At 37.0% G+C, this 25325-nt stretch carries 22 protein-coding genes and 1 tRNA gene; 14 read left to right on the top strand and 9 right to left on the bottom strand.

Annotated elements, in window-relative coordinates; genetic code table 11:
• The first annotated feature begins 2 nt into the window (after positions 1–2).
• Positions 3–707 (top strand): tRNA pseudouridine(55) synthase TruB, encoded by a 705-nt coding sequence (gene truB, locus C8C84_RS05005; RefSeq protein ID WP_121312493.1) that lies wholly within the window; start codon positions 3–5, stop codon positions 705–707.
• Positions 697–1260: a hypothetical protein gene (locus C8C84_RS05000; RefSeq protein ID WP_121312492.1), complete on the top strand. Its 564-nt coding sequence runs from the start codon at positions 697–699 to the stop codon at positions 1258–1260. Before truB ends, C8C84_RS05000 begins: the two co-directional genes overlap by 11 nt.
• Here the strand turns inward: C8C84_RS05000 and C8C84_RS04995 are convergent.
• Entirely contained in the window at positions 1240–1860 is a 621-nt protein-coding gene (locus C8C84_RS04995) for a thioredoxin family protein (protein ID WP_121312491.1), read from the bottom strand. The genes C8C84_RS05000 and C8C84_RS04995 overlap by 21 nt on opposite strands.
• A gap of 300 nt (positions 1861–2160) precedes the next feature.
• Between C8C84_RS04995 and pyrH the strand changes: the two genes are divergently transcribed.
• The 4 genes from pyrH to C8C84_RS04975 all read left to right on the top strand — a co-directional run bounded on the left by pyrH (position 2161) and on the right by C8C84_RS04975 (position 6764).
• A complete protein-coding gene (pyrH, locus tag C8C84_RS04990) occupies positions 2161–2868 on the top strand; it encodes a UMP kinase (protein ID WP_121312490.1) in 708 nt (235 codons plus the stop codon).
• 78 nt (positions 2869–2946) lie between these two features.
• Positions 2947–3507, top strand: a complete 561-nt coding sequence (gene frr, locus C8C84_RS04985) for a ribosome recycling factor (RefSeq protein WP_121312489.1) — start codon at positions 2947–2949, stop codon at positions 3505–3507.
• An 84-nt stretch (positions 3508–3591) separates the two neighbouring features.
• Positions 3592–6078 (top strand): DUF5686 and carboxypeptidase-like regulatory domain-containing protein, encoded by a 2487-nt coding sequence (locus tag C8C84_RS04980; protein ID WP_121312488.1) that lies wholly within the window; start codon positions 3592–3594, stop codon positions 6076–6078.
• A gap of 29 nt (positions 6079–6107) precedes the next feature.
• Complete coding sequence (locus C8C84_RS04975) at positions 6108–6764, top strand: hypothetical protein (RefSeq protein WP_147406813.1); 657 nt, start codon at positions 6108–6110, stop codon at positions 6762–6764.
• On the opposite strand, the gene C8C84_RS04970 is transcribed toward C8C84_RS04975, so the two are convergent.
• Complete coding sequence (locus C8C84_RS04970; protein WP_121312486.1) at positions 6726–8996, bottom strand: cation:proton antiporter; 2271 nt, start codon at positions 8994–8996, stop codon at positions 6726–6728. The genes C8C84_RS04975 and C8C84_RS04970 overlap by 39 nt on opposite strands.
• A gap of 184 nt (positions 8997–9180) precedes the next feature.
• Between C8C84_RS04970 and C8C84_RS04965 the strand changes: the two genes are divergently transcribed.
• The 4 genes from C8C84_RS04965 (at position 9181) to C8C84_RS04950 (ending at position 15265) form a co-directional block, all read left to right on the top strand.
• Positions 9181–11601, top strand: a complete 2421-nt coding sequence (locus C8C84_RS04965; RefSeq protein ID WP_121312485.1) for an RND family transporter — start codon at positions 9181–9183, stop codon at positions 11599–11601.
• 60 nt (positions 11602–11661) lie between these two features.
• Positions 11662–13107: an asparagine--tRNA ligase gene (gene asnS / locus C8C84_RS04960; RefSeq protein ID WP_121312484.1), complete on the top strand. Its 1446-nt coding sequence runs from the start codon at positions 11662–11664 to the stop codon at positions 13105–13107.
• A gap of 73 nt (positions 13108–13180) precedes the next feature.
• Positions 13181–14647: an RNA polymerase factor sigma-54 gene (rpoN, locus tag C8C84_RS04955; protein ID WP_121312483.1), complete on the top strand. Its 1467-nt coding sequence runs from the start codon at positions 13181–13183 to the stop codon at positions 14645–14647.
• A 12-nt stretch (positions 14648–14659) separates the two neighbouring features.
• Positions 14660–15265: a hypothetical protein gene (locus tag C8C84_RS04950; RefSeq protein ID WP_121312482.1), complete on the top strand. Its 606-nt coding sequence runs from the start codon at positions 14660–14662 to the stop codon at positions 15263–15265.
• Here the strand turns inward: C8C84_RS04950 and C8C84_RS04945 are convergent.
• The 7 genes from C8C84_RS04945 to C8C84_RS04915 all read right to left on the bottom strand — a co-directional run bounded on the left by C8C84_RS04945 (position 15260) and on the right by C8C84_RS04915 (position 20804).
• Complete coding sequence (locus C8C84_RS04945; protein ID WP_121312481.1) at positions 15260–15955, bottom strand: porin family protein; 696 nt, start codon at positions 15953–15955, stop codon at positions 15260–15262. The genes C8C84_RS04950 and C8C84_RS04945 overlap by 6 nt on opposite strands.
• Before the next feature lie 361 nt (positions 15956–16316).
• Positions 16317–16403 (bottom strand) — tRNA-Ser (locus tag C8C84_RS04940).
• A 59-nt stretch (positions 16404–16462) separates the two neighbouring features.
• The gene (locus C8C84_RS04935; RefSeq protein ID WP_121312480.1) at positions 16463–17491 is read right to left on the bottom strand and encodes an asparaginase; all 1029 of its coding nucleotides are present in this window, start codon (positions 17489–17491) and stop codon (positions 16463–16465) included.
• Positions 17481–18617, bottom strand: coding sequence for a 1-acyl-sn-glycerol-3-phosphate acyltransferase (locus tag C8C84_RS04930; RefSeq protein WP_121312479.1), 1137 nt, complete (start codon positions 18615–18617; stop codon positions 17481–17483). Before C8C84_RS04930 ends, C8C84_RS04935 begins: the two co-directional genes overlap by 11 nt.
• 63 nt (positions 18618–18680) lie before the next feature.
• Entirely contained in the window at positions 18681–19451 is a 771-nt protein-coding gene (locus C8C84_RS04925; RefSeq protein WP_121312478.1) for a TatD family hydrolase, read from the bottom strand.
• Positions 19452–19496: 45 nt separating this feature from the next.
• Entirely contained in the window at positions 19497–20219 is a 723-nt protein-coding gene (locus C8C84_RS04920) for a tol-pal system YbgF family protein (RefSeq protein WP_121312477.1), read from the bottom strand.
• A gap of 3 nt (positions 20220–20222) precedes the next feature.
• On the bottom strand, positions 20223–20804 hold the full coding sequence (locus C8C84_RS04915) for an RNA polymerase sigma factor (RefSeq protein ID WP_121312476.1): 582 nt from the start codon (positions 20802–20804) through the stop codon (positions 20223–20225).
• A 218-nt stretch (positions 20805–21022) separates the two neighbouring features.
• Between C8C84_RS04915 and C8C84_RS04910 the strand changes: the two genes are divergently transcribed.
• The 4 genes from C8C84_RS04910 (at position 21023) to C8C84_RS04890 (ending at position 25323) form a co-directional block, all read left to right on the top strand.
• The gene (locus C8C84_RS04910) at positions 21023–21331 is read left to right on the top strand and encodes a hypothetical protein (RefSeq protein ID WP_121312475.1); all 309 of its coding nucleotides are present in this window, start codon (positions 21023–21025) and stop codon (positions 21329–21331) included.
• A gap of 219 nt (positions 21332–21550) precedes the next feature.
• Entirely contained in the window at positions 21551–22150 is a 600-nt protein-coding gene (locus tag C8C84_RS04900) for a hypothetical protein (protein ID WP_121312473.1), read from the top strand.
• A 99-nt stretch (positions 22151–22249) separates the two neighbouring features.
• Complete coding sequence (locus tag C8C84_RS04895) at positions 22250–23230, top strand: hypothetical protein (RefSeq protein ID WP_121312472.1); 981 nt, start codon at positions 22250–22252, stop codon at positions 23228–23230.
• A gap of 89 nt (positions 23231–23319) precedes the next feature.
• Positions 23320–25323 (top strand): PKD domain-containing protein, encoded by a 2004-nt coding sequence (locus tag C8C84_RS04890; RefSeq protein ID WP_121312471.1) that lies wholly within the window; start codon positions 23320–23322, stop codon positions 25321–25323.
• Positions 25324–25325 lie beyond the last annotated feature (2 nt).

Below are 25325 nucleotides of genomic sequence, written 5' to 3'. Positions count from 1 at the left end.
TATTGAAAACTGCTGAAGATTTTTTAGAAGGTCAAGTCCTTTTAATTGACAAACCTTTGACTTGGTCTTCGTTTCAAGCGGTGAACAAATTGAAGTACATACTAAAACGACAATACAATCTTCCTAAGAAATTCAAAATTGGTCACGCCGGAACTTTAGATCCTTTGGCGACTGGTTTACTGATTGTTTGCACCGGAAAATTTACCAAAAAAATTACCGAAATTCAAGGTCAAGCCAAAGAATATACCGGAACCATTACGGTTGGCGCGACTACGCCATCGTATGATTTAGAAACCGAAGTAAACGCGACTTTTCCAACGGAACATATTACCGCTGAATTAATCCAGACAACAATTCAGCAATTTTTGGGTGAAATTGACCAAAAACCACCGGTGTTTTCGGCCATCAAAAAAGATGGAATCCGATTGTACGAACACGCTCGCGCCGGAGAAGAAGTGGAAATTCAAGCCCGAAAAACAACGATACATGAATTTGAAATCACGCGAATCGCTTTGCCGGAAATTGATTTTAGAGTAAGCTGTAGCAAAGGTACTTATATTCGTTCGCTGGCTTTTGATTTTGGAAAAGCTTTACATTCCGGCGGCTATTTATCGGTTTTACGCCGAACTAAGATTGGCGATTATTCAGTAGACAACGGTATTACGCCTCATGAATTTGAACAAAAAATCAATTCAGATGAAGTCTAAACTACTTCTTTTTCTTTTATTAGTTTTTCAATTTGGCTTTGCCCAAGACGAAGAAGTGAAACCGAGAAAATATATTGAAGATCCTAAACCATTTTACACAAAATTTGAAGTTTCAGCTCCGTTGAGAGTGAATCAATATGCCGGCGAAATCGATCCTTATACCGGTGAAAAAGAGCCTTTTTTTCTCTTAGATGGAATAAGTGCCAGAGCCGGAATTGGGACACATTTAGACAAGTGGATTGGCGTAGGTATGAACATCGGAATCGACTGGAAAGCCAACCGTTGTTTGGTTGTAGTGCCCGTTTTCGGAACATTTCGCCTAAGTCCAAGAATTACCGAAGAAATGCGGATTACCTCAGAAGTTGGCTATGGTAGAGCACTTTCTATTAGTGGCGACAAATTATCAGGCAATTTTAAAAAAATAAGTTTGGGTGTCGAAGACGAGGAAAGTGGCTTTGGATTGTATATTGAATTGTGCCAATATGGTTTTTCTAAAATCACGCCCGAAAGAATTGGCAGCTTTGTTATCGGACTAAACTATATCGTGTTTTAATTCAAACGCCGACATCAATGCCATAATTTCTTGTTGCGTTGATAATCCTTTATCGTGCAAATACCACAATTGTAAATTGGTTTTAGCGGTTTCATCTACCAAACCATGTTCTGCTTTATAATCTAAAATTAATTGTTTGGCACCTTGTGGTCTTGGCCCAAAATCGCCTAAAACTTCTAAAGTATTTTTGTCTAGAATAATCAGTTTTGGAATGCTTCTCGCGCCATTTGTTAGAAACAAATTCATCAAATCATCATTCTCATCTCGAAACACCATTTTAAGTTCGATTTTTGGCGAAAGTTCAGCCATCTTGTAAAAAATGGGGGTAAGTTGGGCCGCATCGCCACACCAACCTTCGGAAATCACTAACCAAAGGTATTCGCCTTGCAATTGGTGTAATTTTTCAGCAAACTCATCGGTGATTTTGATGGTTTTCTCCAAACGATTCATACGCGTTTCATTCAATTCGGAATAATGCGTCAAGGCTTCTGATTGCTCATTTCCGGTTGACTTTCCTTCTTTCAAAAGCGAAGAAACTATATTCCTATATTCGGTGTAAGAATGACTTTTAGCTAAACTGTCTTGGATAATGGCTACCATAAATTTGAATTTGATGCCACAAAGCTACAAAACCACCAAGGATAAAAAAGTAATAAATGTTACTTAACATTATTTTTAACGAATACGATACAAAAACAGAATATGTTTATATTTGCATCACATTTGAGATTAAGAGGAGACACGAGACCGAAGGTCGAACTGTATGAAATAAATGTCCAGTGGACATTCGGTTTTTATAACCGAAATGTGATTTATAAAAAACACACCTAAATATTATAAAGAGTAATGACTTGAGCGCAAGCGACAGCATGACTCAAAACCAAACAAAAATAAACGGGAATGAAATACAAAAGGATTCTTCTAAAACTAAGTGGTGAAGCGCTCATGGGCGACAGACAATACGGGATTGATCCAAAACGCTTAGCCGAATATGCCGAAGAGATTAAAGAAATACATTCTAAAGGCGTAGAAATTGCCATCGTTATTGGTGGTGGAAATATTTTTAGAGGAGTTGCCGGTGCCAGCAATGGTATGGACAGAGTGCAAGGCGATTATATGGGAATGTTGGCTACCGTTATTAACGGAATGGCTTTACAAGGCGCTTTGGAAGACAAAGGAATGCTAACCCGTTTGCAAACGGCTTTAAAAATCGAAGCCATCGCTGAACCCTATATCAAAAGAAGAGCAGTTCGTCACCTGGAAAAAGGCAGAATCGTAATCTTCGGAGCCGGAACAGGAAATCCCTACTTTACCACTGATACTGCGGCTGTTTTACGCGGCGTTGAAGTCCATGCCGATGTGATTTTGAAAGGAACTCGCGTTGACGGAATCTACGATTCTGATCCTGAAAAAAATGCCAATGCGGTGAAATTTGAAAGTATCAGTTTTGATGATGTCATCAAAAAAGGATTGAACGTAATGGATTCAACGGCTTTCACTTTAAGCCAAGAAAATGAGTTGCCAATCGTAGTATTCGATATGAATCAAAAAGGAAATTTATTGAAAATTTGCGAAGGCGAAAATATAGGAACTGTAGTTAAAATATAGACCAATTAGACTTATTAGATTATTAGAAAGGTCTAACTATCTAAGTCAGTCTAACTATCTAAAAATCTAAATCAGAAAATGGAAGAAATTGAATTTATTTTAGACAGCACAAAAGAATCAATGGAAGGTTCTATTGCGCATTTAGAAAAAGAATTTTTAAACATCCGCGCCGGAAAAGCTACGCCTCAAATGTTAGGCGGTGTTTTTGTAGATTATTATGGTTCACAAACGCCACTGTCTCAGGTAGCCAACATCAATGTGCCCGATGCAAGAACGATTACGGTTACGCCTTGGGAAAAAAATATGTTGCACCCAATTGAGAAAGCAATTATGATTGCTAATCTTGGGTTTAACCCAATGAACAATGGTGATAACATCATCATCAGTGTTCCCGCTTTGACCGAAGAAAGAAGACGCGACTTGGTAAAACAAGCCAAAGCAGAAGCAGAAGACGCCAAAATCGGAATCAGAAATGCGCGTAAAGATGCCAACACTGATATCAAAAAATTAGAGAAAGACGGAACTTCAGAAGACATTTGTAAAACCGCTGAAGACGATGTTCAAAAACTAACCGATGCATTCATCAGAAAAATTGATGAACATTTGGCTGTTAAAGAAGCCGAAATCATGAAAGTGTAACTTTTGTTAATTCAATATTAAAATCCGTCTCGTACGGATTTTTTTATTCCTATTTTTGTAAGCGATTGTGCCAATCCCTTTCAAATGAAGCAACTGCTAATTTTCTTTTCTTTCTTCACCCTATCGCTTCAGGCTCAATTTCAAGTCAATGGCGTGGTTAAAGATGCGGAAAATAAAAAACCCTTACCCTTTGCAAACATCACCACCGGAAATGGCACGGCAACGATAACTGATGTCGATGGAAAATTTCATTTGGATTTGACATCGCAACCGGAAGCACTTACCATTTCTTATGTTGGCTATGCTTCACAGACTATTTCGCTTTTTGAAAAAAAAACGTACTTCAACATTAGGCTTTCGCCAAAAACAGACGAACTGAAAGAAGTAGTTTTATCCCGTGAAAATCCGGCCAACAGCATTATCAAAAAGGTAATCAGACAAAAAGAGGCCAACAATCCCGAAAAAAAACTCAATACTTTTCAATATAAAACGTATAATAAATTATTGGTAACTGCCAATCCTGATTCTATTTCGGGCAAAATTGATACTGTTTTTGTCAATGCTGCAACCAAAGATAAAATCGCTAAAATTGATTCGGCTGCTTATAAATTCAAAAAAATAATCGATAAGCAGCACTTATTCTTAACCGAAAAAGTCTCTCTTTTTCAATTTAAAAAACCCATTCTCAAAGAAACCATTATAGCCACCAAAATGGCAGGTTTTAAAGAACCTATTTATGAACTTTTAGGTTTCGGTTTGCAGTCGGCTTCTATTTATGACGACAAATACGAACTTTTTGAAACCAAGTACAAAAGCCCGATTTCAAACAAGGCAGAAAAAGAATACCGCTATAAGATTTTGGACACTATAGCTATTAGCAATCGCATTGTGGTGGTGGTTTATTTCAAAAACAAAATCAGCCACAAAGGTTTAGAAGGCTTGCTTTATATTGACAAAGAAAACTTCGCTATTGCTAAAGCGGTAATGCGTATTCGCGGTGTTTTAGATATTACCGGCATTCATGAGTTTGATTATTTAGCGAAAGAAAATCTTTGGTTTCCCAACAAGAAAAACTTCAAAATCATCAAAGGGAAGAGCAAAGAACCAACCGCTATTTTGAATGGTCGAATAGAATTTGCCGCAGAGGATGACGAGTCCAATTCGAAAAAAAATGCTTCTGATTTCACTTACCTTTCTTCTGAAATGCAAATCTACGAGTTGCAAATCAACAACGATTTAAAAATCAGAAAATCAAATATTGCGATTGATGTTAAACCCAATGCCAATAACCGAGAGGAAACCTTTTGGAGTGAAAACCGAAAAGACAGTTTGGATATTCGCAGTGAACGAACGTATGTAGTTTTAGACAGTGTTGTGACCAAAGAAAAAATTGAAAAGAAGATCAAATTTGGTCGAAAAATCATCAACGGTTATGTTCCTTTTGGCCCTTTTGATTTTGACTTGCGTTATTTGCTGAGTTATAATAATTATGAAGGTTTTCGTTTGGGAATTGGCGGTGTAACCAATGAGCAATTTTCCAGAAGATTTCGTTTAGAAGGTTATAGTGCTTATGGTTTAAAAGATGAAGACACTAAATACCATTTGGGCGGAGCGATTCGCGTTGGTAACTTTTCTAACTCATGGATTGGCGGTACTTTTACCGATGATGTACGTGAGATTGCGAGTACTAATTTTGCCATTGACAAACGTGTTTTTAAGCTTTATGATCCGCGTCCGATTAACATTAGTACGTTTTACAACCACCAAACTTGGCGTGCTTTTATCGAAACCAAAATCATTCCCAAAACTGAAAGCATCTGGCAAATTACCCAAAGCGATATTACGCCTTTGTTTGACTACACTTTTATTTACGAAGACAAAATATACCGCAGATTTACCATGACTTCGGCTATGGTTTCGATACAATGGAATCCATTTAGCGATTATATGCAAACACCAAATGGTAAAATTGAGTTTGAAAAACGCTACCCGAAATTTACGTTTCAATTTACCAAATCACTGTCAAACTTCTTCAACAACGACTTTGAATTCAGCAAAATAGACGCCCGAATTGACTATGAAAAGAAATACCTTAATGGGCAAAAATCGGCTGTTTTAGTACAAGCTGGTTATGTTTTTGGTTCGATTCCATTGACACATTTGTACAATACTTCGCCGAATAATTTGACCAAAGACAATTTGCTGCAAAGAATAACCATTTCGGGGAAAAACAGTTTTGAAACGATGTATTTCAATGAATTTTTCTCAAGTGAATTTGTGATGTTGCAATTCAAGCACGGATTTAAACGCGTGGAATTGTTCAAAAAAGTAAAACCTTCTTTGGTTTTGGTAACACGAATGGCTTGGGGAAATATGAAAAATCCGGAAGATCACATTGGCATAGAATACAAAACTTTAAACGAAGGCTTTTTTGAATCGGGCATCGAATTAAACCAAATTTACAAAGGTTTTGGTTTGACCGGATTTTACCGTTATGGTCCAAATCAACTACAGCGATTTGAAGACAATATTGCTATTAAAGTGAGTTTTGTATTGGATTTAGGGTTTTAATTTTAATGAATATCAACAATAGTTCAAGCATGAAATACTATTTTTTAATTTTAATATTGGCATTGGCTTCCTGTAAAACAAACACCGTTATTGCTGACAAAAACACTTCCATTAAAGATAGTTTGTCTTTTGAATTGTCCCAAATTTATGGTTCAGACCAAGGAATAAGATTATCGAGTGGCTTTAAGGACAAAATGAAAATGATTCAAAGCATTGACACGTTTAATTTTAATAGAATTGTTGCTTTTACACGCCAAAATGGATTTCCTAATGAGAATTTATTGGGCAAAAGTAATTACAAGAGAGAAAGTGTTAAAATGGCCGCATTTTCTGTATTGCTACACAATCCGCACAGACTTGTTAACGAGCAAGAGTATTTTGACCTTTTTTTAGGCGAAGTCAAAAAAGGTCTTCTTAAAAAAGAAAACTTTGCCGACATCCTTGATAAGTATTATTGGACCAAAAGTAAAAACAAAGAAAACCGTCGTGTTTTTTATGGATCTCAATTTGGGAAACCATGCATACAAACTAAAGAAACAACCAATCTCGCTAGGATTGAAATAGGATTGAAACCATTAGCGGATTCAGAGTTTGTTGATTGTGCAGGTGAAGAATTGGATATGCCTAAAAAAAAGGAGCTAAAACAATTAAGGCTTAATAATCAACACCGAAGGAATATCTTGTAACCAAGAAACCTCATCTTCAACCAACTTCTTCCAAGTTTCTAAACTAAAAATCAACAAATCTTGTTCTGCTAAAAAAGGTTTGGTAACTTGTTTAGGTTGGAAAACATCAAATTTATCACCGTATTTTTGTTCCAAAGTTTCCAAAGAATTCTGGATAAGAAAATTGTTTTGGGTATGGTCGTTATTGTCTAAAATAGTGACTTGAGCGTTGTTGTTTTGCATCAGTCTTTGTACATAATCTACCAGAAAAACGTCACCAACACTATAAATTCCAACAAAAATTTTATTGACTTTTTGTAAATCTTTATCGATTAAAATGCCTAGTGGTGTTTTGGTTTTAGAAATAATCAAACGCGTTCTTTCGTCAAAAGGCGAGTTTTCAAACAGTCCTTCTTTTCCTGTAAATTTATCGAGTAATCGGTCCGGATTGATGATTCGAGAAGTAAACCCAAGCACTTTCCCTAGAATCGTTCCTTCAAAAATCGACTTTCCTAAACCAACCAAAACCAAATCATATTTTCCTTGCAAAGCTACATCGGCAATATCGGTTTCAATATCTCCGGTTGCTTTGAAAATGGTCGTAATTTCTTGGTTGAGCTTTTTAGACTCTTTGACTATAGGTTCGAAAGTTTCCTTTTCGTATTCTTCGATGTTAAACGCGTGCATTTCGTCACTCATGGTCAAGTGCATAGCCGTTACATTTGATGCTTCCGGTTGTCCTTTTACCAAACTATTGGCCAAACGTAAAAGCGACTTCCCTTTTTCGTTGTTACCAAAGGAAATCAGAATTTTAAACTTCGAATTCTTTTTCACTTCCGACGGAATAATAATGTCTTTTGTCTTGAAAATATAATTGATAATATCCAATGCCGGTCCAGTCATAAAGGTGGTCACCAAAGCCATGATCACCATCATCGTGAATATTTTCGGCGAAAGCACTCCTAATTCGTACCCAATATTCAACACTACTAACTCCATTAATCCACGCGTGTTCATCAGAGCACCGATGGTAAAACTATCGCGCCAACTTTGACCAACAAATCTTGCGGCCAAAGCGCTTCCAAAGAACTTACCTACTACGGCTACTGCAATAATGCAACCCGTTACTTTCCACAAATAAGGCTCATTAATCAAACCTATTTCTGTGCGCAAACCCGTAAAAACAAAGAACAATGGCAAAAGTAAAATCACGGCAAGATCTTCTACTTTTTCAATAAAAATATTTCTGAATTTGGATATATCCGGCATAATCGCACCCATCATAAAAGCACCAAACAACGCGTGAATACCAATCACTTCCGTTACATAAGCCGAAACAATCAAGGTAAGAAGAAAGATAGCAACTACTGATTTCTTAATGTTGTCTTTTTTGGCGTATAAATCACCAACGCGTTTTAAAAACGGTTTCACTACAAAAAGCATCCCCAAAACATATACAATGGCCAGACCAATTACGTATAAAGAACTCACAAAACTTCCGGCTTTTACGATGGCGATAACCACTGCCAAAATACACCATGCGGTGATATCATCAGCTGCCGCACAAGTAATGACAATAGTCCCCAATCGGGTTTTGTGAATGCCTCGTTCTTGTACAATTCGCGCTAAAACCGGAAATGCCGTAATACTCATCGCAATTCCCATAAACAAACTGAAAGCCAAAAATTCAACACCGGCCGGAGCAAATTGGTGGTAAATAAAATAAGACAACCCAATTCCTAAAGCAAACGGAATTACGATACTGGCATGACTAATTACAACGGCGTCGTTGGCTTTGTTTTTCAAAACCTTCAAATCCAATTCCATTCCGATGACAAACATGAATAAAATCAAACCTACTTGGCTCAACATTTGGAGATTGCCCAATGATTCCAACGGGAACAAGGCTTCTTTCATTTCAGGAAAATACAATCCGAATAAAGATGGTCCGAGCGCAATTCCGGCTATGATTTCACCAATAACGGAAGGTTGCCCAATCTTTCTGAAAATCCATCCAAAAATTCTGGCGACTAAAACAATGGTAATAATTTGGAAAAGTAACATCGCTAACGGATGCTGCAAATTGTGAAACAGAGAAGACAAAAACTGAATCCATTGGCTATCAGTCGATGATGGCGAGACAATTTTCCTGCCAACTTCCAACGATTTTCCTTGCTCAATGATCCAGTACATCAAGTAGCCAAAACCACCGGTTATGAATAAATAAAATAAAGTGTTTTTTAGATTCCTCATTCAGTTGTGCTGTAATTATGCTTACAAAGATGCTAAAAAGTCGGCTATTTTTTTTGATTTTTTTCAGCTGATAACAATTATTTAAATCTCATTTGTAAATCGTCATTAAATTAAGCAAATCTTTGTATTAATCAGCCTAAAAATTTTAAGGTTTTGATTACCTTTGCAACCCATTTTAGGTTTTATGAAAAAGTTGTTAGGTATTGGTTTTTGGGAATTAATCGCCCGAATAATCCTCAGAAATAGAATTGTTATTTTAGGTTGTATCATCTTAATTACAATACTGTTAGCTTTTCAATGGAAAAACATCCGATTTACCCAAACGGAAGCCAACTTAATTCCGGCCGATGACAAGGTAAATGTTGACTACAATAAATTCCTGAATCACTTTGGCGAAGAAGGCAATCTGATTGTTATTGCTACCAAAGACAAAAAACTATTCACGCCAAAAGTTTACCAAGCTTGGAGTGATTTGATGACCGAAATCAAGTCACACAAAGAAGTCACCTTAGTGGTTTCTGTAGATAATTTACAGAAACTGACGAAAAATGATTCCCTGGAAACTTTCGAATTGAAACCTTTGGTGGATGAAAGTAAAGTTCAGGACGAACAATATCTGAAGCAAATTCAAACCGAATTATTCACCAAATTGCCTTTCTACGAAGGTTTATTATTCAATAAAAAAACCGGCGCCATTCGCTCAGCGATTTATTTAGACAAGAAAATTGTCAATACCAAAGCTCGAAAAGATTACGTTTTAAACGACTTAATCCCGGCGATTGACAAGTTTAAAAAAGCGACCAACGTTGAGTTACATACTTCGGGCATGCCTTATATCCGAACGTTGAATGCGAAGACTATTATTGACGAAATCGGTTTGTTTATTGGTGCGGCTTTGTTGATTACGTCTCTCATTTTCTTTTATTTTTTCCGATCGTTTCGAGCGACATTGATTTCCTTAATCGTCGTGATTATCGGCGTAATGTGGTCTTTCGGAATTATGGGCGCTTTGGGTTATGAAATCACAGTACTGACAGCATTAGTTCCAACGTTAGTCATTGTAATCGGAATACCGAATTGTATTTTCTTTATCAACAAATACCATCAGGAATACCATAAACACGCCAACAAAGCCAAAGCGTTGCAACGCGTAATCACCAAAACCGGAACGGCAACTTTGATGACGAATATCACAACAGCCGTTGGTTTTGCAACGTTTATCGCGACGAATAACGTTTTGTTGAGAGAATTTGGCATCGTAACGACCATCAATATTTTGGCAATTTACACCTTGAGTTTGTTGTTGATTCCAATATTCTTCAGCTATATTCCTTCACCAATCCCTAGACATTTAGGTCATTTGGAAAGAGAATCGCTGACTTCTTTTTTGAAATGGATAGTGAACACCGTAAAATACAACCGCATTGGTGTTTATATCACGGCCATTTGTTTGTTGGTTTTCGGGATTATTGGGATTGGTAAAATCAAAGTTTCGGGCAGTATTATTGAAGACATGCCGAAAAATACCACTTTTTATGAAGACATTCGTTTCTTCGAAAAAGAATTTGACGGTGTCATGCCCTTGGAAATCATGATTGATACCAAAAAGAAAAACGGCGCGATGAAATTGACCAATCTGAGAAGAATGGAAGATTTGGAACAAACTATTACGGATATTCCGGAGCTTTCCAAACCGTTGTCGATTGTCAATATTGCCAAAAGTTTCAACCAAGCTTACTATAACGGCAATCCCGATTTTTACACTTTGCCTTCACCCAATGAGGAAATGTTTTTACTGCCATACATCAAAAATTCGCTGAAAAATTCTAAGGATAATCAACTGAAAAGCTATATTTCTTCGGATGGAAGCGTGGCAAGAATGACTACCTTTATCAAAGATGAAAATGGTGAAAGAATGGAAGCCATCGAAGCGCATATTCGAAATAAAGTGGACAAACTCTTCCCTTCGGAGCGATACGAAGTCATCATCACCGGAAAGCCTTCTGTATTCCAAAAAGGAACTAAATATTTGTTAGACAACTTACTTTCTTCCTTGCTATTTGCCTTCTTCCTAACCGGCGGATTGGTTGCAATTATGTTTCGTTCGTTCAAAATGGTTTTGGTTTCAATCATCCCGAATTTATTACCATTGTTGATGACGGCTGGTTTGATGGGCTTTTTGGGAATTCCTCTGAAACCGTCAACTTTACTGGTATTCGGAATTGCTTTCGGAATGTCTGTCGATGATACTTTGAGATTCTTAGCACAATATCGTTTGGAATTATCACGAAACGACTGGAGAATTAAAAAATCGGTGTTTGCCACATTCGACGATGCGGGGACGAGTATGTTCTATACGTCTATCATTTTATTTTTTGGATTCTCGGTGTTTATGTTATCAAGTTTTGGCGGAACGGTGGCACTTGGTGGTTTGGTGGCGTTGACTTTATTCTTCGGAATGTTATCGAATTTAGTTTTGTTACCATCATTGGTATTGACGTTGAACAAAACCTTGGCCAACCAACAAGAATTACCCGAACCCACTATCGATATCTTGGAACATACCGATGAAGCGATTGATGAGTTAGAAAAGAACAATAAATAATTTATATTTGCGTTTAGATTATAAAATCTAAATATTCAAAATTTAATATCTGAAATTGAAATGAAACATTCAAAAGTTAAAGACTTACTAAGCAGCGAGAAAACGAACTATGAAGTAACCGTAAAAGGTTGGGTAAGAACTTTTAGAAACAATCAATTTATCGCGTTGAACGATGGTTCAACTATTCATAACTTACAGTGTGTAGTCGATTTTGAAAATACACCGGAAGAGACTTTGAAAAGAATCAATACCGGAACTGCTGTCGCTTTGACCGGAAAATTAGTCGAAAGCCAAGGCGCCGGACAGAAATATGAAATTCAAGTTTCAACATTAGAAATCTTAGGCGATTGCGATGCGGAGAAATTCCCAATGCAACCTAAGAAACACTCTTTGGAATTCCTTAGAGAAAATGCCCATTTACGCGTTAGAACCAATGCGTTTGGGGCGATCATGCGTGTGCGTTCGGTATTGTCATTTGCGGTACATTCGTATTTCCAGGAAAAAGGATTTTTCTATGTAAACACGCCGGTAATTACCGGTGCCGATGCTGAAGGTGCCGGAGAAATGTTCCAAGTGACTTCTTTGCCTTTAGACAATTTGCCTAAAAACGAAGAAGGCAACATCGATTACAAAAAAGATTTCTTCGGAAAACATACTAATCTTACGGTTTCCGGACAATTAGAAGGCGAAACTTTTGCGATGGCTTTGGGTCAGATTTATACTTTCGGACCAACTTTCCGTGCAGAAAACTCTAACACTTCTCGTCACTTAGCCGAGTTTTGGATGATTGAGCCTGAAGTGGCTTTTAATGACTTGACGGACAACATGGATTTGGCGGAAGATTTTATCAAATATGTGATTAAATATACATTGGACAAATGTTCTGATGATTTGAAATTCTTAGAAGGCCGTTTGTTAGACGAAGAAAAACAAAAACCACAAGCGGAACGCAGCGAAATGGCTTTACTAGAGAAATTGAACTTCGTATTGAACAATGACTTTAAACGCGTATCTTACACCGAAGCGATTGATATTTTAAGAGAATCAACACCAAATAAAAAGAAGAAATTCCAATATTTAATCGAAGAATGGGGTGCCGATTTACAAAGTGAGCACGAACGTTTCTTAGTGGAAAAACACTTCAAATGTCCGGTAATTTTATTTGATTATCCGGCCAAAATCAAAGCGTTTTACATGCGTTTGAATGACAATACCGAACCAGGAAAAGAAACCGTTCGCGCCATGGATATTTTATTCCCGGGCATTGGTGAAATCGTCGGCGGTTCGCAAAGAGAAGAGCGTTACGATGTTTTGGTGGAGAAAATGAAAGCCATCGGCATCGATGAAGAAGAATTATGGTGGTATTTAGATACGCGTCGATTCGGTTCGGCTGTTCACTCCGGATTCGGATTAGGATTTGAAAGATTGGTGCTTTTCGTAACCGGAATGACCAACATCAGAGACGTAATTCCTTTTCCGAGAACACCGCAGAATGCAGAATTTTAATAACTGTTGTGTGTTCTCCGTTCTCTGTTAAAATCAGACAACTGACAACTGACAACTGACAACAAAATAAAAAATGTTAAAACAGTTCCTAAATCTAAAACTATCACAAAAATTATCTCCGCAGCAAATCCAGCTGATGAAGTTAATTCAATTGCCTACGCAAGCTTTTGAACAAAGACTGAAAGAGGAATTGGTCGAAAATCCTGCTTTGGAAAGTGGTAAAGACGAAGAAGAATTGTATGAGAAAGACGAGTTTGACAACAATGACGAATACGATGATTATGAAGGAAGTGAGAACATTGAAGCTGACGAAATCAATATTGACGAATATTTAAGCAACGACGAAACACCGGATTATAAATTACAATCCAACAATTACAGCGACGATGACGATGACCGAGAGATGCCTTTTGCGGCACCGGTGAGTTTTCATCAGGATTTGATCAACCAGTTGAATACTTTTATCTTATCGGATGAACAACGTGAAATTGCGGAGTTCTTGGTTGGGAGCATCGATGACGATGGCTATTTACGCCGAAGTGTTCCCGATATGGTTGATGATATGGCGTTTACCCAAGGGATTTATACCGATGAGAAAATCGTGGAAAAAATATTACACATCATCCACGAATTAGAACCGTCAGGTGTTGGCGCGCGTGATTTACAAGAATGTTTGTTGTTGCAATTAAAACACAAAACGCCTACAGAATATGTAGAATTGGCGATAGATATCATCGAAAATCAATTTGACGCTTTTACCAAAAAACATTACGAAAAGCTACTTCAGAAATACGAGATTACGCAAGAACGCTTGAAAAAAGCGATTGAAGAAATCGAAAAACTAAACCCAAAACCGGGTGGTTCTTTTGACAGCAGCAGTCGTGTAGTAGAACAAATCGTACCCGATTTTGCCATCAGAATTGTTGACGGGGAATTGGAACTGACTTTAAACGGCAGAAATGCTCCAACGTTGCACGTTTCCAAAGATTACCAGGAAATGTTACAAACGTATAAAGATTCACGTGACAAATCGCATTCGCAAAAAGATGCGGTGCAATTTATCAAGCAGAAATTGGATTCGGCCAAATGGTTTATCGATGCAATTCGCCAACGCCAAGAAACGCTTTTTGTGACGATGAATGCAATTATGCATTTCCAACAGGAATTCTTTTTAGACGGTGAAGAAACCAAACTGAAACCGATGATTCTAAAAGACATCGCCGACATGGTTGGTTTGGACATTTCTACGGTTTCTCGTGTGGCGAATAGTAAATATGTCGATACGCCTTATGGCACAAAACTCATCAAAGAATTCTTCTCGGAAGCGATGAAAAACGATCAAGGTGAAGATGTTTCTACGCTGGAAATCAAAAAAATTCTGAAAACCGTTATCGAAGAAGAAGACAAATCAAAACCACTTCCGGACGATCAATTGGCTGACATACTTAAAGAAAAAGGCTATCCGATTGCACGAAGAACCATTGCTAAATACCGAGAATTATTAGATATTCCTGTGGCTAGGATGAGGAAAAAGATTTAAAACAAAATCATTTTGAAAAAAATCCTTCCCTTTTTTTCGTATGCCTTCCATCCTATTTTCGTTCCGTTATTAGGGACTATCTTTTATGTATTGTTAGAAGGGCGTTACTTTACTTTGGCACAATATCTAATCTTGTTTTTGCAGATTTTTATCATCACTTTTTTGTTACCGATAGCTTTTTTTTACTTATTAAGAACATTTGGAAAAATTGACAACATCATGCTTTCTGATATTTCGCATCGCAAAATCCCATTACTGTTACACATCGTTTTGCTTTCCATATTGATTCAAAAAAGCATTACCGTAGACCGTTTTCCGGCTTTATACTTTTTCTTTTTAGGCGGAATCATCAGCGCTATTTTTGCTTTTTTGTTGTTGTATGCCAAAATCAAAGCGAGTATTCACATGATTGGCATCAGTGCTTTGACAGTTTTTATCATTGGCTTAAGCCTGAAAAACGAAATCAATACCATCAATCTCGTGGCCGTTTTTATCATATTAAATGGATTGGTGGCTTCCTCAAGACTTGTGATGAAAGCTCATTCCAACAAAGAATTGCTGATCGGATTTTTGTGCGGCATAGTACCCCAAATAGGATTGCTTTACGTTTGGCTATAAAATATAAAACATCAGACCAAAGTTGGCCGTATTCATGTCAATAGATTGGCCTTCAATTTTAGCGGAAGATTTGAATAATGGATTCAAACCGTAATAAGCATACAAATTCCATGTATTCCAACCGGTAGTCAAATAAATGCCGTAATGAAAATCGTTTAAGTCTTCAAGATTGGTTTGCCCAATATTACCCTGTGAAGATTCTAACTTATATTGGTCATGAAAAAGATAACTCAACTTAATTCCTAAATGTACTCTCCAAAACTTATGACTGTCCGGTGTTGCATTTCTCCATCTGAATTCAATCGGTAAATCGACACAGTGCAGAGACAATTTGTTTTTAGAAAAAGTAATATTATCAGCGTTCAAAATCTGGTAAGTGGTTACATTATTGACATCAATAATCCCTAAATTTTGATTAAAAACTGATAACGAATAACCCAAACCTGCTGCGAAGGAAACCGTTCGCTTTGTATTCACAGGCATATCGCGCAAAAAACCAAAAGCCAAACCGTAGGAAAGCTTGTTTTGTTTCAAACCATCCGGACGCTTTTGCAGTGTGTTGTAGGTTATGTTGAAATAAAATTGGTCTTCGCGGTAGAGCGAATCCGGAGCATCAAAATCTTTTTCAACATCTTGAGCAAAGCTGCTCAGCGTCATAAAAAAAATCGAAATGATGAGTTTGATTCGCATATTTATTGGGCTTAATCCTGTAAGCGAATGTACATTATTTCGGTTGAATATACAATTATTTGCTTCAAAACGGGGTTTTCAATTTTAAACACGGGATTACCTGAGGTGATCCCTTTTGGGAAATCCAGGTCGATAAAACTAAGCCTTTTTCAAAGGCTGTTTTCTTTTTTTTGAGAAAAAATCAGAAAGTGAACTTTCATAACTGGGATTACCTGAGGTGATCCCTTTTGGGAAATCTAGGTCGATAAAACTAAGCCTTTTTCAAAGGCTGTTTTCTTTTTTTTGAGAAAAAATCAGAAAGTGAACTTTCCATTTTTTCTCAAAAAAAAAGAAAACCGAAGCAATTGCTTCGGTTTTATCGCAGAGAGGATGGGATTCGAACCCACGATGCAGTTGCCCACATACAAACTTTCCAGGCTTGCTCCTTCAACCACTCGGACACCTCTCTTTTTGGAGTTGCAAAGAACAACAAATTTTTTCAGTAAAAAAAGTTAGTTTGGTAATTTATTACTGCATTTCACCACGCAAAGAAGTCTCAAAAATAGTTTTGAAAACCGTTGGCGCTACATTTTGTCCAAGTAAGTACATTAGTTTGGTAATTGCAGCTTCCGTAGTGATGTCTTTCCCTGAAACTACGCCTATTTTTTTGAGCTGTGTACTAGTTTCATATTGACCCATATTCACGCTTCCGCCGGAACATTGAGTAACATTCACCACATGCAAACCGTTCTTGATTGCTTTCTTCAAAATTTGGATAAACCAATCTTCTGTTGGCGCATTTCCGGAACCGTAAGTCTCCAAAATGATGCCTTTTAAATTGGGAATTGCCACGATAGCCGATAAAACAGATTCGTTTATTCCGGGGAACATTTTGACAATTACTACATCCTCATTGAGTTCTTTGTGTACCAATAATTTCTTAGCCGATTGTTTTTGTAAAATCGCATTCGGATTGATAGTCAAATGCACACCCGATTCTGCTAATGGCGGATAATTGGGCGACGTAAAAGCGTTAAAATGCTCTGCATTAATTTTCGTAGTGCGATTGCCACGGTATAGTTTGTATTCAAAATACAAACCCACTTCCTGAATCACAGGTTTCCCTTTATGCTGTAAAGAAGCTATTTGAATGGCTGTAATTAAATTCTCTTTGGCATCCGTTCGCAAATCTCCGATGGGTAATTGCGAACCGGTAAACACAACAGGCTTGTTCAGATTCTCCAACATAAAACTTAAGGCTGAAGCCGAATAAGACATCGTATCCGAACCGTGAAGTACTACAAAACCGTCAAAATTCTGGTAATTATCTTCTATGATTTGGGCAATCTTAACCCATTTTTCGCGATTCATGTTCGAAGAGTCAATTGGCTTTTCAAACGAAACCGTTTCTATATTACACTCTAATTGTTTGAGTTCAGGAATTTTCTGCAATAACTTTTTAAAGTTGAAAGCTTTTAACGCACCAGTTTCAAAATCTTTCATCATTCCGATGGTGCCACCAGTATAAACCAGCAATATATTGGGTTTAGATTGCATTCTGATATTTGGATTTATTCACTACCGGATTGGCATACATCGCCAAGAAACTTTCCACCATTTGCGGATTGTTCTCGTCTATTTTCATTTCTAATCTTCTTTCGAAAAGCGACTTTTCATTTTCGGTGTAAAAGGCAGCGTATTGATCTGTTTTATGCAACAAATCATAAGCGATATAATTTGTTGGCCACAACATATAACTCTGCAAAATAGAATCGTCTATAGCTTGTGCCAATGCTTGAATTTGCTTATTATTATTGTCAAATTCAGTTTTAATTGCATCCAACTCTTTGTCTAGAACATCGCCGACATGAATGTGAATGCGTTTCTTTTGACCAATGATTCCACTCAAAAGTGTTACAAAATCTTCGTTCTTCTCTTTAATGTAGATTTCATTTTTAGCTTCTGCAATTAACTGTGGCATTTTCAAAGCATCCGTGGGATCATATTCGTAAGAAATGGAAACCGGAACAATCTTTATCTTTTTGAAATAGTCCATCAAACTTTTTTCATCCGAACCCATTCCGAGCATTTTCAAAACGCCTGAATGAGTTGCATCATTACCGTCTTTGGTTCTTCCTTCGCGTTGGGCAATCCATACGGAACGGTTTTCGCGCAATAATAAATGACCAATATATTCCGATAATAATTTGGAACTTTCCAATAACTCTCTTGGCGACAAACCTCGTTGTACTAAAAAGTTTCTGTTGAGTTTCGACAATGTTTTCAGAAATGACTTTTGAACCAAATTATCACCAATCGCTGAAGCCGTCATTACTAATCCGTGGTCGAATAGCGCCACATTTAGCAACGAAGTATCCAAAATAATATCTCGGTGATTGGAAATAAAAAGATAAGAAGTATTCGATTGTAATTTTTCAAAACCAGAAGTCGTTAACCCTTCCGAACTTTTCTTCAGTACTTTTTGTACGGCCTGATATATAAAATTGCACTGGAAGTCACGGATGGAATGTGTTTTTTGAAGTTGGCTCTTCCATACTTCTTCCTCTACATCGGGAAATGTGAAACCCATTAAAGCTTTCATCATCGGATGATTAACAGCAGATTGAATGGCTTCATTCACTTCTGTATCATAAAACGGACGAATAGAATCGAATTTCTGCATTTAGTCTTTCAATTTTGATGAACAAAAGAACAAAAAAAAACTCAATTTATGATAATTTCTTCGTTAAATCCCAAAAATAGCTTTAGAATTTTCTGTAGTAATTCGGGCAATTTCTTCTAATGGAACTTGATAAATCTGGGCTAATTTTTCGGCTACTAATTTGGTATAGCTACTTTCATTTCGCTTGCCGCGAAAAGGCACCGGCGCCAAATAGGGCGAATCTGTTTCAAGGACAATGTGTTGTAAATCGATTTCGTTCAAAAACTGGTCAATCTTTCCGTTTTTGAAAGTAGCGACTCCGCCGATTCCAAGTTTCATATTCAAATCAATGGCTCTTTTGGCCTGACCAAAATCACCGGTAAAGCAATGAAAAATTCCGAATAAATCGGTTGCCTTTTCACCGTCTAAAACTTCGAAAACTTCATCAAACGCATCGCGACAGTGAATGTTGATGGCTAATCGGTGTTTTTTAGCCAATTGGATTTGGCGTTGAAAAGCTTCTTGCTGGATAGCCAAAGTCGTTTTGTCCCAATACAAATCAATGCCGATTTCACCAACGGTATAAAAATGCCGATTAGACAATTCCGTTTCCACATGAGCCAATTCTTCCTGATAGGTTTCCGGTTTTACATAACACGGATGCAAACCCATCATTAAAAAAACATTATCCGGAAATTGGGTTTCCAAATCGTACATTTTTTGGGTGTAAGTCGAATCAATTGAAGGCACAAAAAGGCGAGAAACACCGGCATCGATGGCCCGAAGAATCATTGCCGTTCGGTCGTTTTGAAATTCTTCGGAGTAAAGATGTGTATGTGTATCGGTTAAAATCATTGGGTTTAAAGGAACTAAGATTCTGAGGCGCTAAGGTACTAAGTTCTACTCTAGGTCTTTTAATAATTTTTGGGCTTTGGTGTAATCTTCAGCATCAGCCGGAATTTGAATTAGATAGGTCTTACATTCTTCCAATTTCTCTTGCTTTAAATTAGATAATGCCAAATACCAAGTGGCTTTGTCTTTATAAACAGAAGTTCCCGATTTTATTTCGTTTAAAAACGCTTCGGCTTTTACATAATCATTGGTTTCAATTAAGGCAATCGCGTAAAAATATTGCAATTCCGGACTAGCTAAATTCGGCACTTTTTGAAAGGAAGCCACTGCTCTTTTATAATCTTTTTGGTTGAAAGCATTTTGTGCTTCATTTAGATTTTCATCCCCAACGCTTCGCTCTGTAAAATAAGCATTCTCATGTTGGTTGAAATCACCATACTCCGGATTTCCCTGCATCATAAACCAAGTTCCAAGCGCAATTACAACTGATGCTGCAACGGCATAATACCATGGCGTGAAGGCAATAACTTTTGATTTGCTTTCGTTGGTTTTAGAAAAATTATCGTTTGAAATAGCCTTCAAATTTTCTTTAAAAGCGATGGTTTCTGAATCAAATTTTGCTGATAAAAACTGCGTTGTTTCTTTATATATTTCAAATTTCTGTTGCATGTCGGCATCATTTTGAAGTTGGTTTTCAAATTCCAATTTGGCTGACTCCGACATTTCATTATTGAAATAATTTTCGAATGCTATGTACAATTGCTCGTTCATGACCTACCTTTTTAATGATTTGTATCTGTTTGATTGTTGAATCATTTCCGTTAACTGGCCTGTGCAAAGTGATTTCTTTTTGCGGACATAGCCATACGTTACGTTCAATATTTCGGCTACCTCTTCCATTGTTTTGGTTACAAAACTTAGTTTGAGTACTTCTTGACATTTCTCCCCTAGCTTTTGAAACATTTCATCGAATAACGATTGCTTGTCCTCAAAAACTTCGGTTTGAAAAGTCATTTCTTGAACCGATTCCTCTATAGATACATTTTCATCCCTGAATGTTACCTCTTTATTGGATGATTTTTTTAATTCATTGAGCCAACGCCTTTTACAAAGCAGAAAAAAGTAAGCATCAAACGGACAAGTCAATAGCAATCCGTTAGTCTTTGCTTGGTTATAAATCGTTATGAGAACTTCCTGAACAACATCTTGTGCTTGATCGTCGTCTCCGCTGTTGGTGCAGATGTAGTATTTTACTTTGGGCACAAATTTTTTGTAAATCGATTGAATTACAGCAGTATTATTTTGACTTAATCCATCAATATACATTTGATCTGGATGGCCTTTTTTTTCAATCATAATTCCCTGGTTTATTGGCTAATTTAAAAAAAATAACCCGATTAGGGTAACAAAGTTTTAAGGTCATTGATATAAGGTTATAAAGTTCATCAATATACTGTTTTAAAAAGATTCTAAAAAAAAATTCGGAATCATGGGTAACAAATCAAAACACGAATTGATATAACAATAGAAAACAGAATCAAACAATTTTAAAAAACATTAAAAACTTAGAAATCATGAAAACAACATTTTTAACATTAGCAATCGTAGCATTATCATTTTCAAATAGCAATGCTGCAACAGTAACAACAAGTTCAAACACTATTGAAACAACAACTTTAACAAGAGATCAAATTACAGAAGTATATGATTGGACTGTAAAAACAAACCAAAGCAATTATTCAGGAACTGCGAAATCACTGTCAGAAGCCAAAAAAATGATTGAACTAGTGGCTATTGGAGAAGTAATTCTTGACAGAAAGATCGAAAGCTTTTTTCAAGTAAGAGAAGATATATCGGCTGATAAAGTGAGATTATACTTTTGAGAAGTAACTACAAATTCCGGAACGGCAAAAGGATTTTCAGATTCTGAAGGTCAGGCCAAAAAAATGATTGAACTAGTAAGTACCGGCGCCATTTTGAACTTTAAAATCATCCAAAGTGCCGAATTTAAAAAATAATTCAGCATAAAGGGTAACAAATTAAAACACCAGTTGATATAACTGTATAAAACAAAAATTAACAACAATAAAAAAATAGAAATTATGAATTCAAATGTAAAAACCATCGCAACCTTATTCCTATTTGGAATAATCCTAAGCAGTTGCTCCAACGGAACCAATCCGTTACCGAATCCTCCGTGCAGTGCTACCAATACCATTTTTAATCAATTGTATGGCAATGTAGTTGCACTTCCCGGCCATCAAAACACTAACACGTTTGATACTGAAATCCATGAATACACATTTACCTTTTCACAAACGAAAACCATTTGCAGTATTGGATATCAAAGTCAGCCTGCGATTGCCGCTACGCCATATTTAATGGAAATTGTTGATGTTAACACCAACACTGTAATTTATGCCGGAAGCCATGTTTTCACTTCTGCCAACACCAGCTACGTTTCAATAACGCCAACATTAATTATTGCCAATCAACCGTACACCATCAGAAGAACGATTTTGTTAGCCAATGCCGGAAACAATTTTGCGAACATCATCGGGCGAGTAGTCAATCAACCAGGCGCTTTGGTAAGTTTTCCGCAGAGTTTTGGCATCATGACGATTACCGGAGCCAACTTTTATCAAAACGGCGGACCGCTGGTAAATATGGGAATTCCTTACATCGATTTTGCCTACTATTAATAGATTGAAAAATAATTTAAAAATAATTCAGAACAAAGGGTACCAAATTAAAAACGCAGTTGATATAACATTATAAAAACAAATTTAAAATTAGAAATCATGAAAACAAATTTAAAAAACCTCGGATTAGTATTATTAGCTTCATTTGCAATGGTTAGTTGTTCAGACGACTCCGCCGAAGGCAATCACATTCCAAGCGCACCAGAATTCAACAACCTTAAACAAGCCGCTTTAGACAACATCACTCAAAATTTTACACTAGTTGCTGAAAACGGAAGTACTTCTTTTACTTCAGACAAAGGCGTTCAATTTACGATAAACGGCGCATGTCTTACTAAAAACGGAAACCCTGTAACCGGAAATGTAGCCATTGAATATGCCGAATTGTTTGACGGAGGCACTATGCTGGTAACCGACAAAACGACTATGGGCAGAATGCCAAATGGCGATATGACATTGCTCATTTCGGGTGGAGAATTTTACATCAATGCCACTCAAGACGGAGTTGATTTAGAAATCACTTGCCCTATCCAATTATTAATTCCATCCACTTTAACCGGCGGTGCTGATACCGGAATGACACTTTGGGACGGAACCATTGACGAAGACGGAAATTTAGATTGGGACAGACAAGATCAAAATCCGGCCGGACAAAACAATATTTTCGTTGAAGGAACCGGCGCTAACGCACCTTACTATGCTTTCTTTAATGCTTTTGGATGGACCAATGTCGATCGTTTTTACAGCGATCCAAGACCAAGAACTACTATATTGGCTGAAGCGCCAACTGGTTACCACTTTGAAAACAGTGCCATTTATTTACACTACGACGGAGAAGCAAATGCACTGGCAAAACTGGATACTTACAATGACACAACGGACCAATTTTCTGAACATTATGGCCAAATTCCAATAGGATTAGAATGTCATGTGATTTTTGTAACCGAAGAAAACGGACAATGGAGATATGCTATCAAAAGTGCCACAATTGCTGCCGGAGATGTTTACACCTTCACCTTGTCTGAAACTACTGTGGGAAGCGAAGCCCAATTAGTAGCTGCGATAAATAGTTTGCCTTAAATTTAACAATTACTAATTAGCTTGAAAAAGTGGTGACTGGTTCATCACTTTTTCTTACTTTTATATAAACCTAACCAAACCTTTAGATTATGAGAAAGTTACTTTTACTATTGTTTTTGGTCACCACTTTTTCTTATTCGCAAACTAAGGTCAAAGATACTGTCACCCGAAAAGCCACTATTGTTTACGATCAAAAAAACAATCAGGTTTTACTCCAATCAGAAACGCCACCGTTAATCCAAATTGCCGGTGCACCCAAAGCCAATTTTACTTACTTCTGGGAAATGGGCGATGGCCGGTACAGTAAAGAACCAACTCCGAAACACACTTACAAAAAGAAAGGCGAATACAAAATAAACTTATCTGTAACTAATAATTATGATAATGGAAAACCGCCAAAAACCCGTCCGAAATCAGTAGCCATTACTGAAATTACAGATACTAACTTTACTGAAATAGCGTCTTTAGCCGATACGACAGCCTATAAAATATTTGCCAACCGCGAACCCATTCCTGAAGAAGAAATGATTATCGTGATGAGTTATAAAAATCCTCTAGATTATGTAGCGAACGGAAAATTATATCTTTTTTATAACGACAAAGAATTCAAAAATGACAATTTCGAATTGGTAGAATTCCGCACTCATTTTGGCGAAAAAGAAGTTTTTGAAGATGGTTTTGCCTGTTCCGATGAATTAAATGATGAGAAAACATTTATCGCATCTGCAACAAATGACTTTATCAGTAACCACACCATTTCGGAAAACGAAGAAAATCTCGATCTAACTTTATTGGAAAGCAAATCATTATTCAGAAAAGTAATTATTTTTGAATTTGACAAAATGAATCCCAACGAGACCCGAAATGCCTTTTTTACTTTCAAAACCAAGCCCGAAATGATCAAAGACACAAGCGCAACCGTTAGAATGCGTGGCGTTTATGTACCTGACAGAAATTACAAAAACCACAAAAAGAAAACCCTTGAAATGGAAATTGTAACGTCACATGATCCCAATAAAATGTCTAGCAATGGTATGTTTATGAATTATCGCTTGGTGCGATTGAAAACCTTAAACTTCAAAACTCGATTCCAAAACGATGGCGAAGGTCCGGCCAGAACCATTCGGCTAGAGACTGATATTCCGGATATGTTTGACAAAAAAACGCTGAAAATTGTAGACAGTTATCCAAAATGCCCTATTTGTCCAAAAGATGAAGAAGTAAACTACAGTTGTCTGGACACGATTATTAAGCAAAAGCAAATCCATTTTACCTTCAAAAATATTTACATTCCGGGAAGCAATCAAAAAAATGTGACCGAAAAAGATTCCACCAAAGGTTTTGTAAAATACACCATGAAGTTTGCCAAGGATTTTCACAAACAAACTACGCGAAGCCGCACGGCCATTATATTTGATAAAAACGAACCTGTCATCACCAATTATGCCACAACCCGATTTCTTCCGGGAATATCCATTGGTGCCAAAACGGGATACAATTTGTTTAATGATCAAGAAAATGCCAAAAGTTATTTTGTAGGCGTTACTGTTTCACCTTACAAATCATATCGCTTTTATTGGCAAGCCGAATTGTATTACAACTATTTTGAAAGCAGTTTTTCGAGCCAATCCGGTTTTCAACAAGTGCAATTCAATCCGCCGGTTATAACGAGCATCGGAACGGTTTACGATACCGGTTTTGAACAAACAACATCGAGTACTAAAACCACCCGAAAGTTGGCGGATGTGGTTCCGATTTCCCTGAGGTACAATATCAACAATTATATTGGTATTGGTGTTGGTCCGCAATTTTCAGTTTCCCTGAACAACACTACAGAAATCAATCAAACCAAACGCTATTATGCGCCCGATTTCAATCAAAATCCACCACGAGCAGGTGAAGAAATCGAAAGTTTGAGAAATGATTCAACCCAAAAAACCACAACAAAAGCCTTCGAAAAAATGCAGACCAGTTTATTTGCCGATGTGACTTTTGGCTTTGCCAGGATAGGCCCGAGCGTTGGAATCCGGTATTATGCAAACTTTGAAAAGGATTTTAATTACTGGCAATTTTATGCCATTTGGAAGTTTTAATC

The sequence above is a fragment of the Flavobacterium sp. 102 genome (genome assembly GCF_003634615.1).
Classification (GTDB): domain Bacteria; phylum Bacteroidota; class Bacteroidia; order Flavobacteriales; family Flavobacteriaceae; genus Flavobacterium.
The sequence above is the reverse complement of the archived record's forward strand: the minus strand, read 5'-3'. Positions and strand labels throughout refer to the sequence as shown.

Excerpts from the sequence above, each read along its gene's own strand:
- C8C84_RS05000 (WP_121312492.1), top strand. The coding sequence starts at position 697 with ATGAAGTCTAAACTACTTCTTTTTCTTTTATTAGTTTTTCAATTTGGC.
- C8C84_RS04995 (WP_121312491.1), bottom strand. The coding sequence starts at position 1,860 with ATGGTAGCCATTATCCAAGACAGTTTAGCTAAAAGTCATTCTTACACC.
- pyrH (WP_121312490.1), top strand. The coding sequence starts at position 2,161 with ATGAAATACAAAAGGATTCTTCTAAAACTAAGTGGTGAAGCGCTCATG.
- frr (WP_121312489.1), top strand. The coding sequence starts at position 2,947 with ATGGAAGAAATTGAATTTATTTTAGACAGCACAAAAGAATCAATGGAA.
- C8C84_RS04980 (WP_121312488.1), top strand. The coding sequence starts at position 3,592 with ATGAAGCAACTGCTAATTTTCTTTTCTTTCTTCACCCTATCGCTTCAG.
- C8C84_RS04975 (WP_147406813.1), top strand. The coding sequence starts at position 6,108 with ATGAAATACTATTTTTTAATTTTAATATTGGCATTGGCTTCCTGTAAA.
- C8C84_RS04970 (WP_121312486.1), bottom strand. The coding sequence starts at position 8,996 with ATGAGGAATCTAAAAAACACTTTATTTTATTTATTCATAACCGGTGGT.
- C8C84_RS04965 (WP_121312485.1), top strand. The coding sequence starts at position 9,181 with ATGAAAAAGTTGTTAGGTATTGGTTTTTGGGAATTAATCGCCCGAATA.
- asnS (WP_121312484.1), top strand. The coding sequence starts at position 11,662 with ATGAAACATTCAAAAGTTAAAGACTTACTAAGCAGCGAGAAAACGAAC.
- rpoN (WP_121312483.1), top strand. The coding sequence starts at position 13,181 with ATGTTAAAACAGTTCCTAAATCTAAAACTATCACAAAAATTATCTCCG.
- C8C84_RS04945 (WP_121312481.1), bottom strand. The coding sequence starts at position 15,955 with ATGCGAATCAAACTCATCATTTCGATTTTTTTTATGACGCTGAGCAGC.
- C8C84_RS04935 (WP_121312480.1), bottom strand. The coding sequence starts at position 17,491 with ATGCAATCTAAACCCAATATATTGCTGGTTTATACTGGTGGCACCATC.
- C8C84_RS04930 (WP_121312479.1), bottom strand. The coding sequence starts at position 18,617 with ATGCAGAAATTCGATTCTATTCGTCCGTTTTATGATACAGAAGTGAAT.
- C8C84_RS04925 (WP_121312478.1), bottom strand. The coding sequence starts at position 19,451 with ATGATTTTAACCGATACACATACACATCTTTACTCCGAAGAATTTCAA.
- C8C84_RS04920 (WP_121312477.1), bottom strand. The coding sequence starts at position 20,219 with ATGAACGAGCAATTGTACATAGCATTCGAAAATTATTTCAATAATGAA.
- C8C84_RS04915 (WP_121312476.1), bottom strand. The coding sequence starts at position 20,804 with ATGATTGAAAAAAAAGGCCATCCAGATCAAATGTATATTGATGGATTA.
- C8C84_RS04910 (WP_121312475.1), top strand. The coding sequence starts at position 21,023 with ATGAAAACAACATTTTTAACATTAGCAATCGTAGCATTATCATTTTCA.
- C8C84_RS04900 (WP_121312473.1), top strand. The coding sequence starts at position 21,551 with ATGAATTCAAATGTAAAAACCATCGCAACCTTATTCCTATTTGGAATA.
- C8C84_RS04895 (WP_121312472.1), top strand. The coding sequence starts at position 22,250 with ATGAAAACAAATTTAAAAAACCTCGGATTAGTATTATTAGCTTCATTT.
- C8C84_RS04890 (WP_121312471.1), top strand. The coding sequence starts at position 23,320 with ATGAGAAAGTTACTTTTACTATTGTTTTTGGTCACCACTTTTTCTTAT.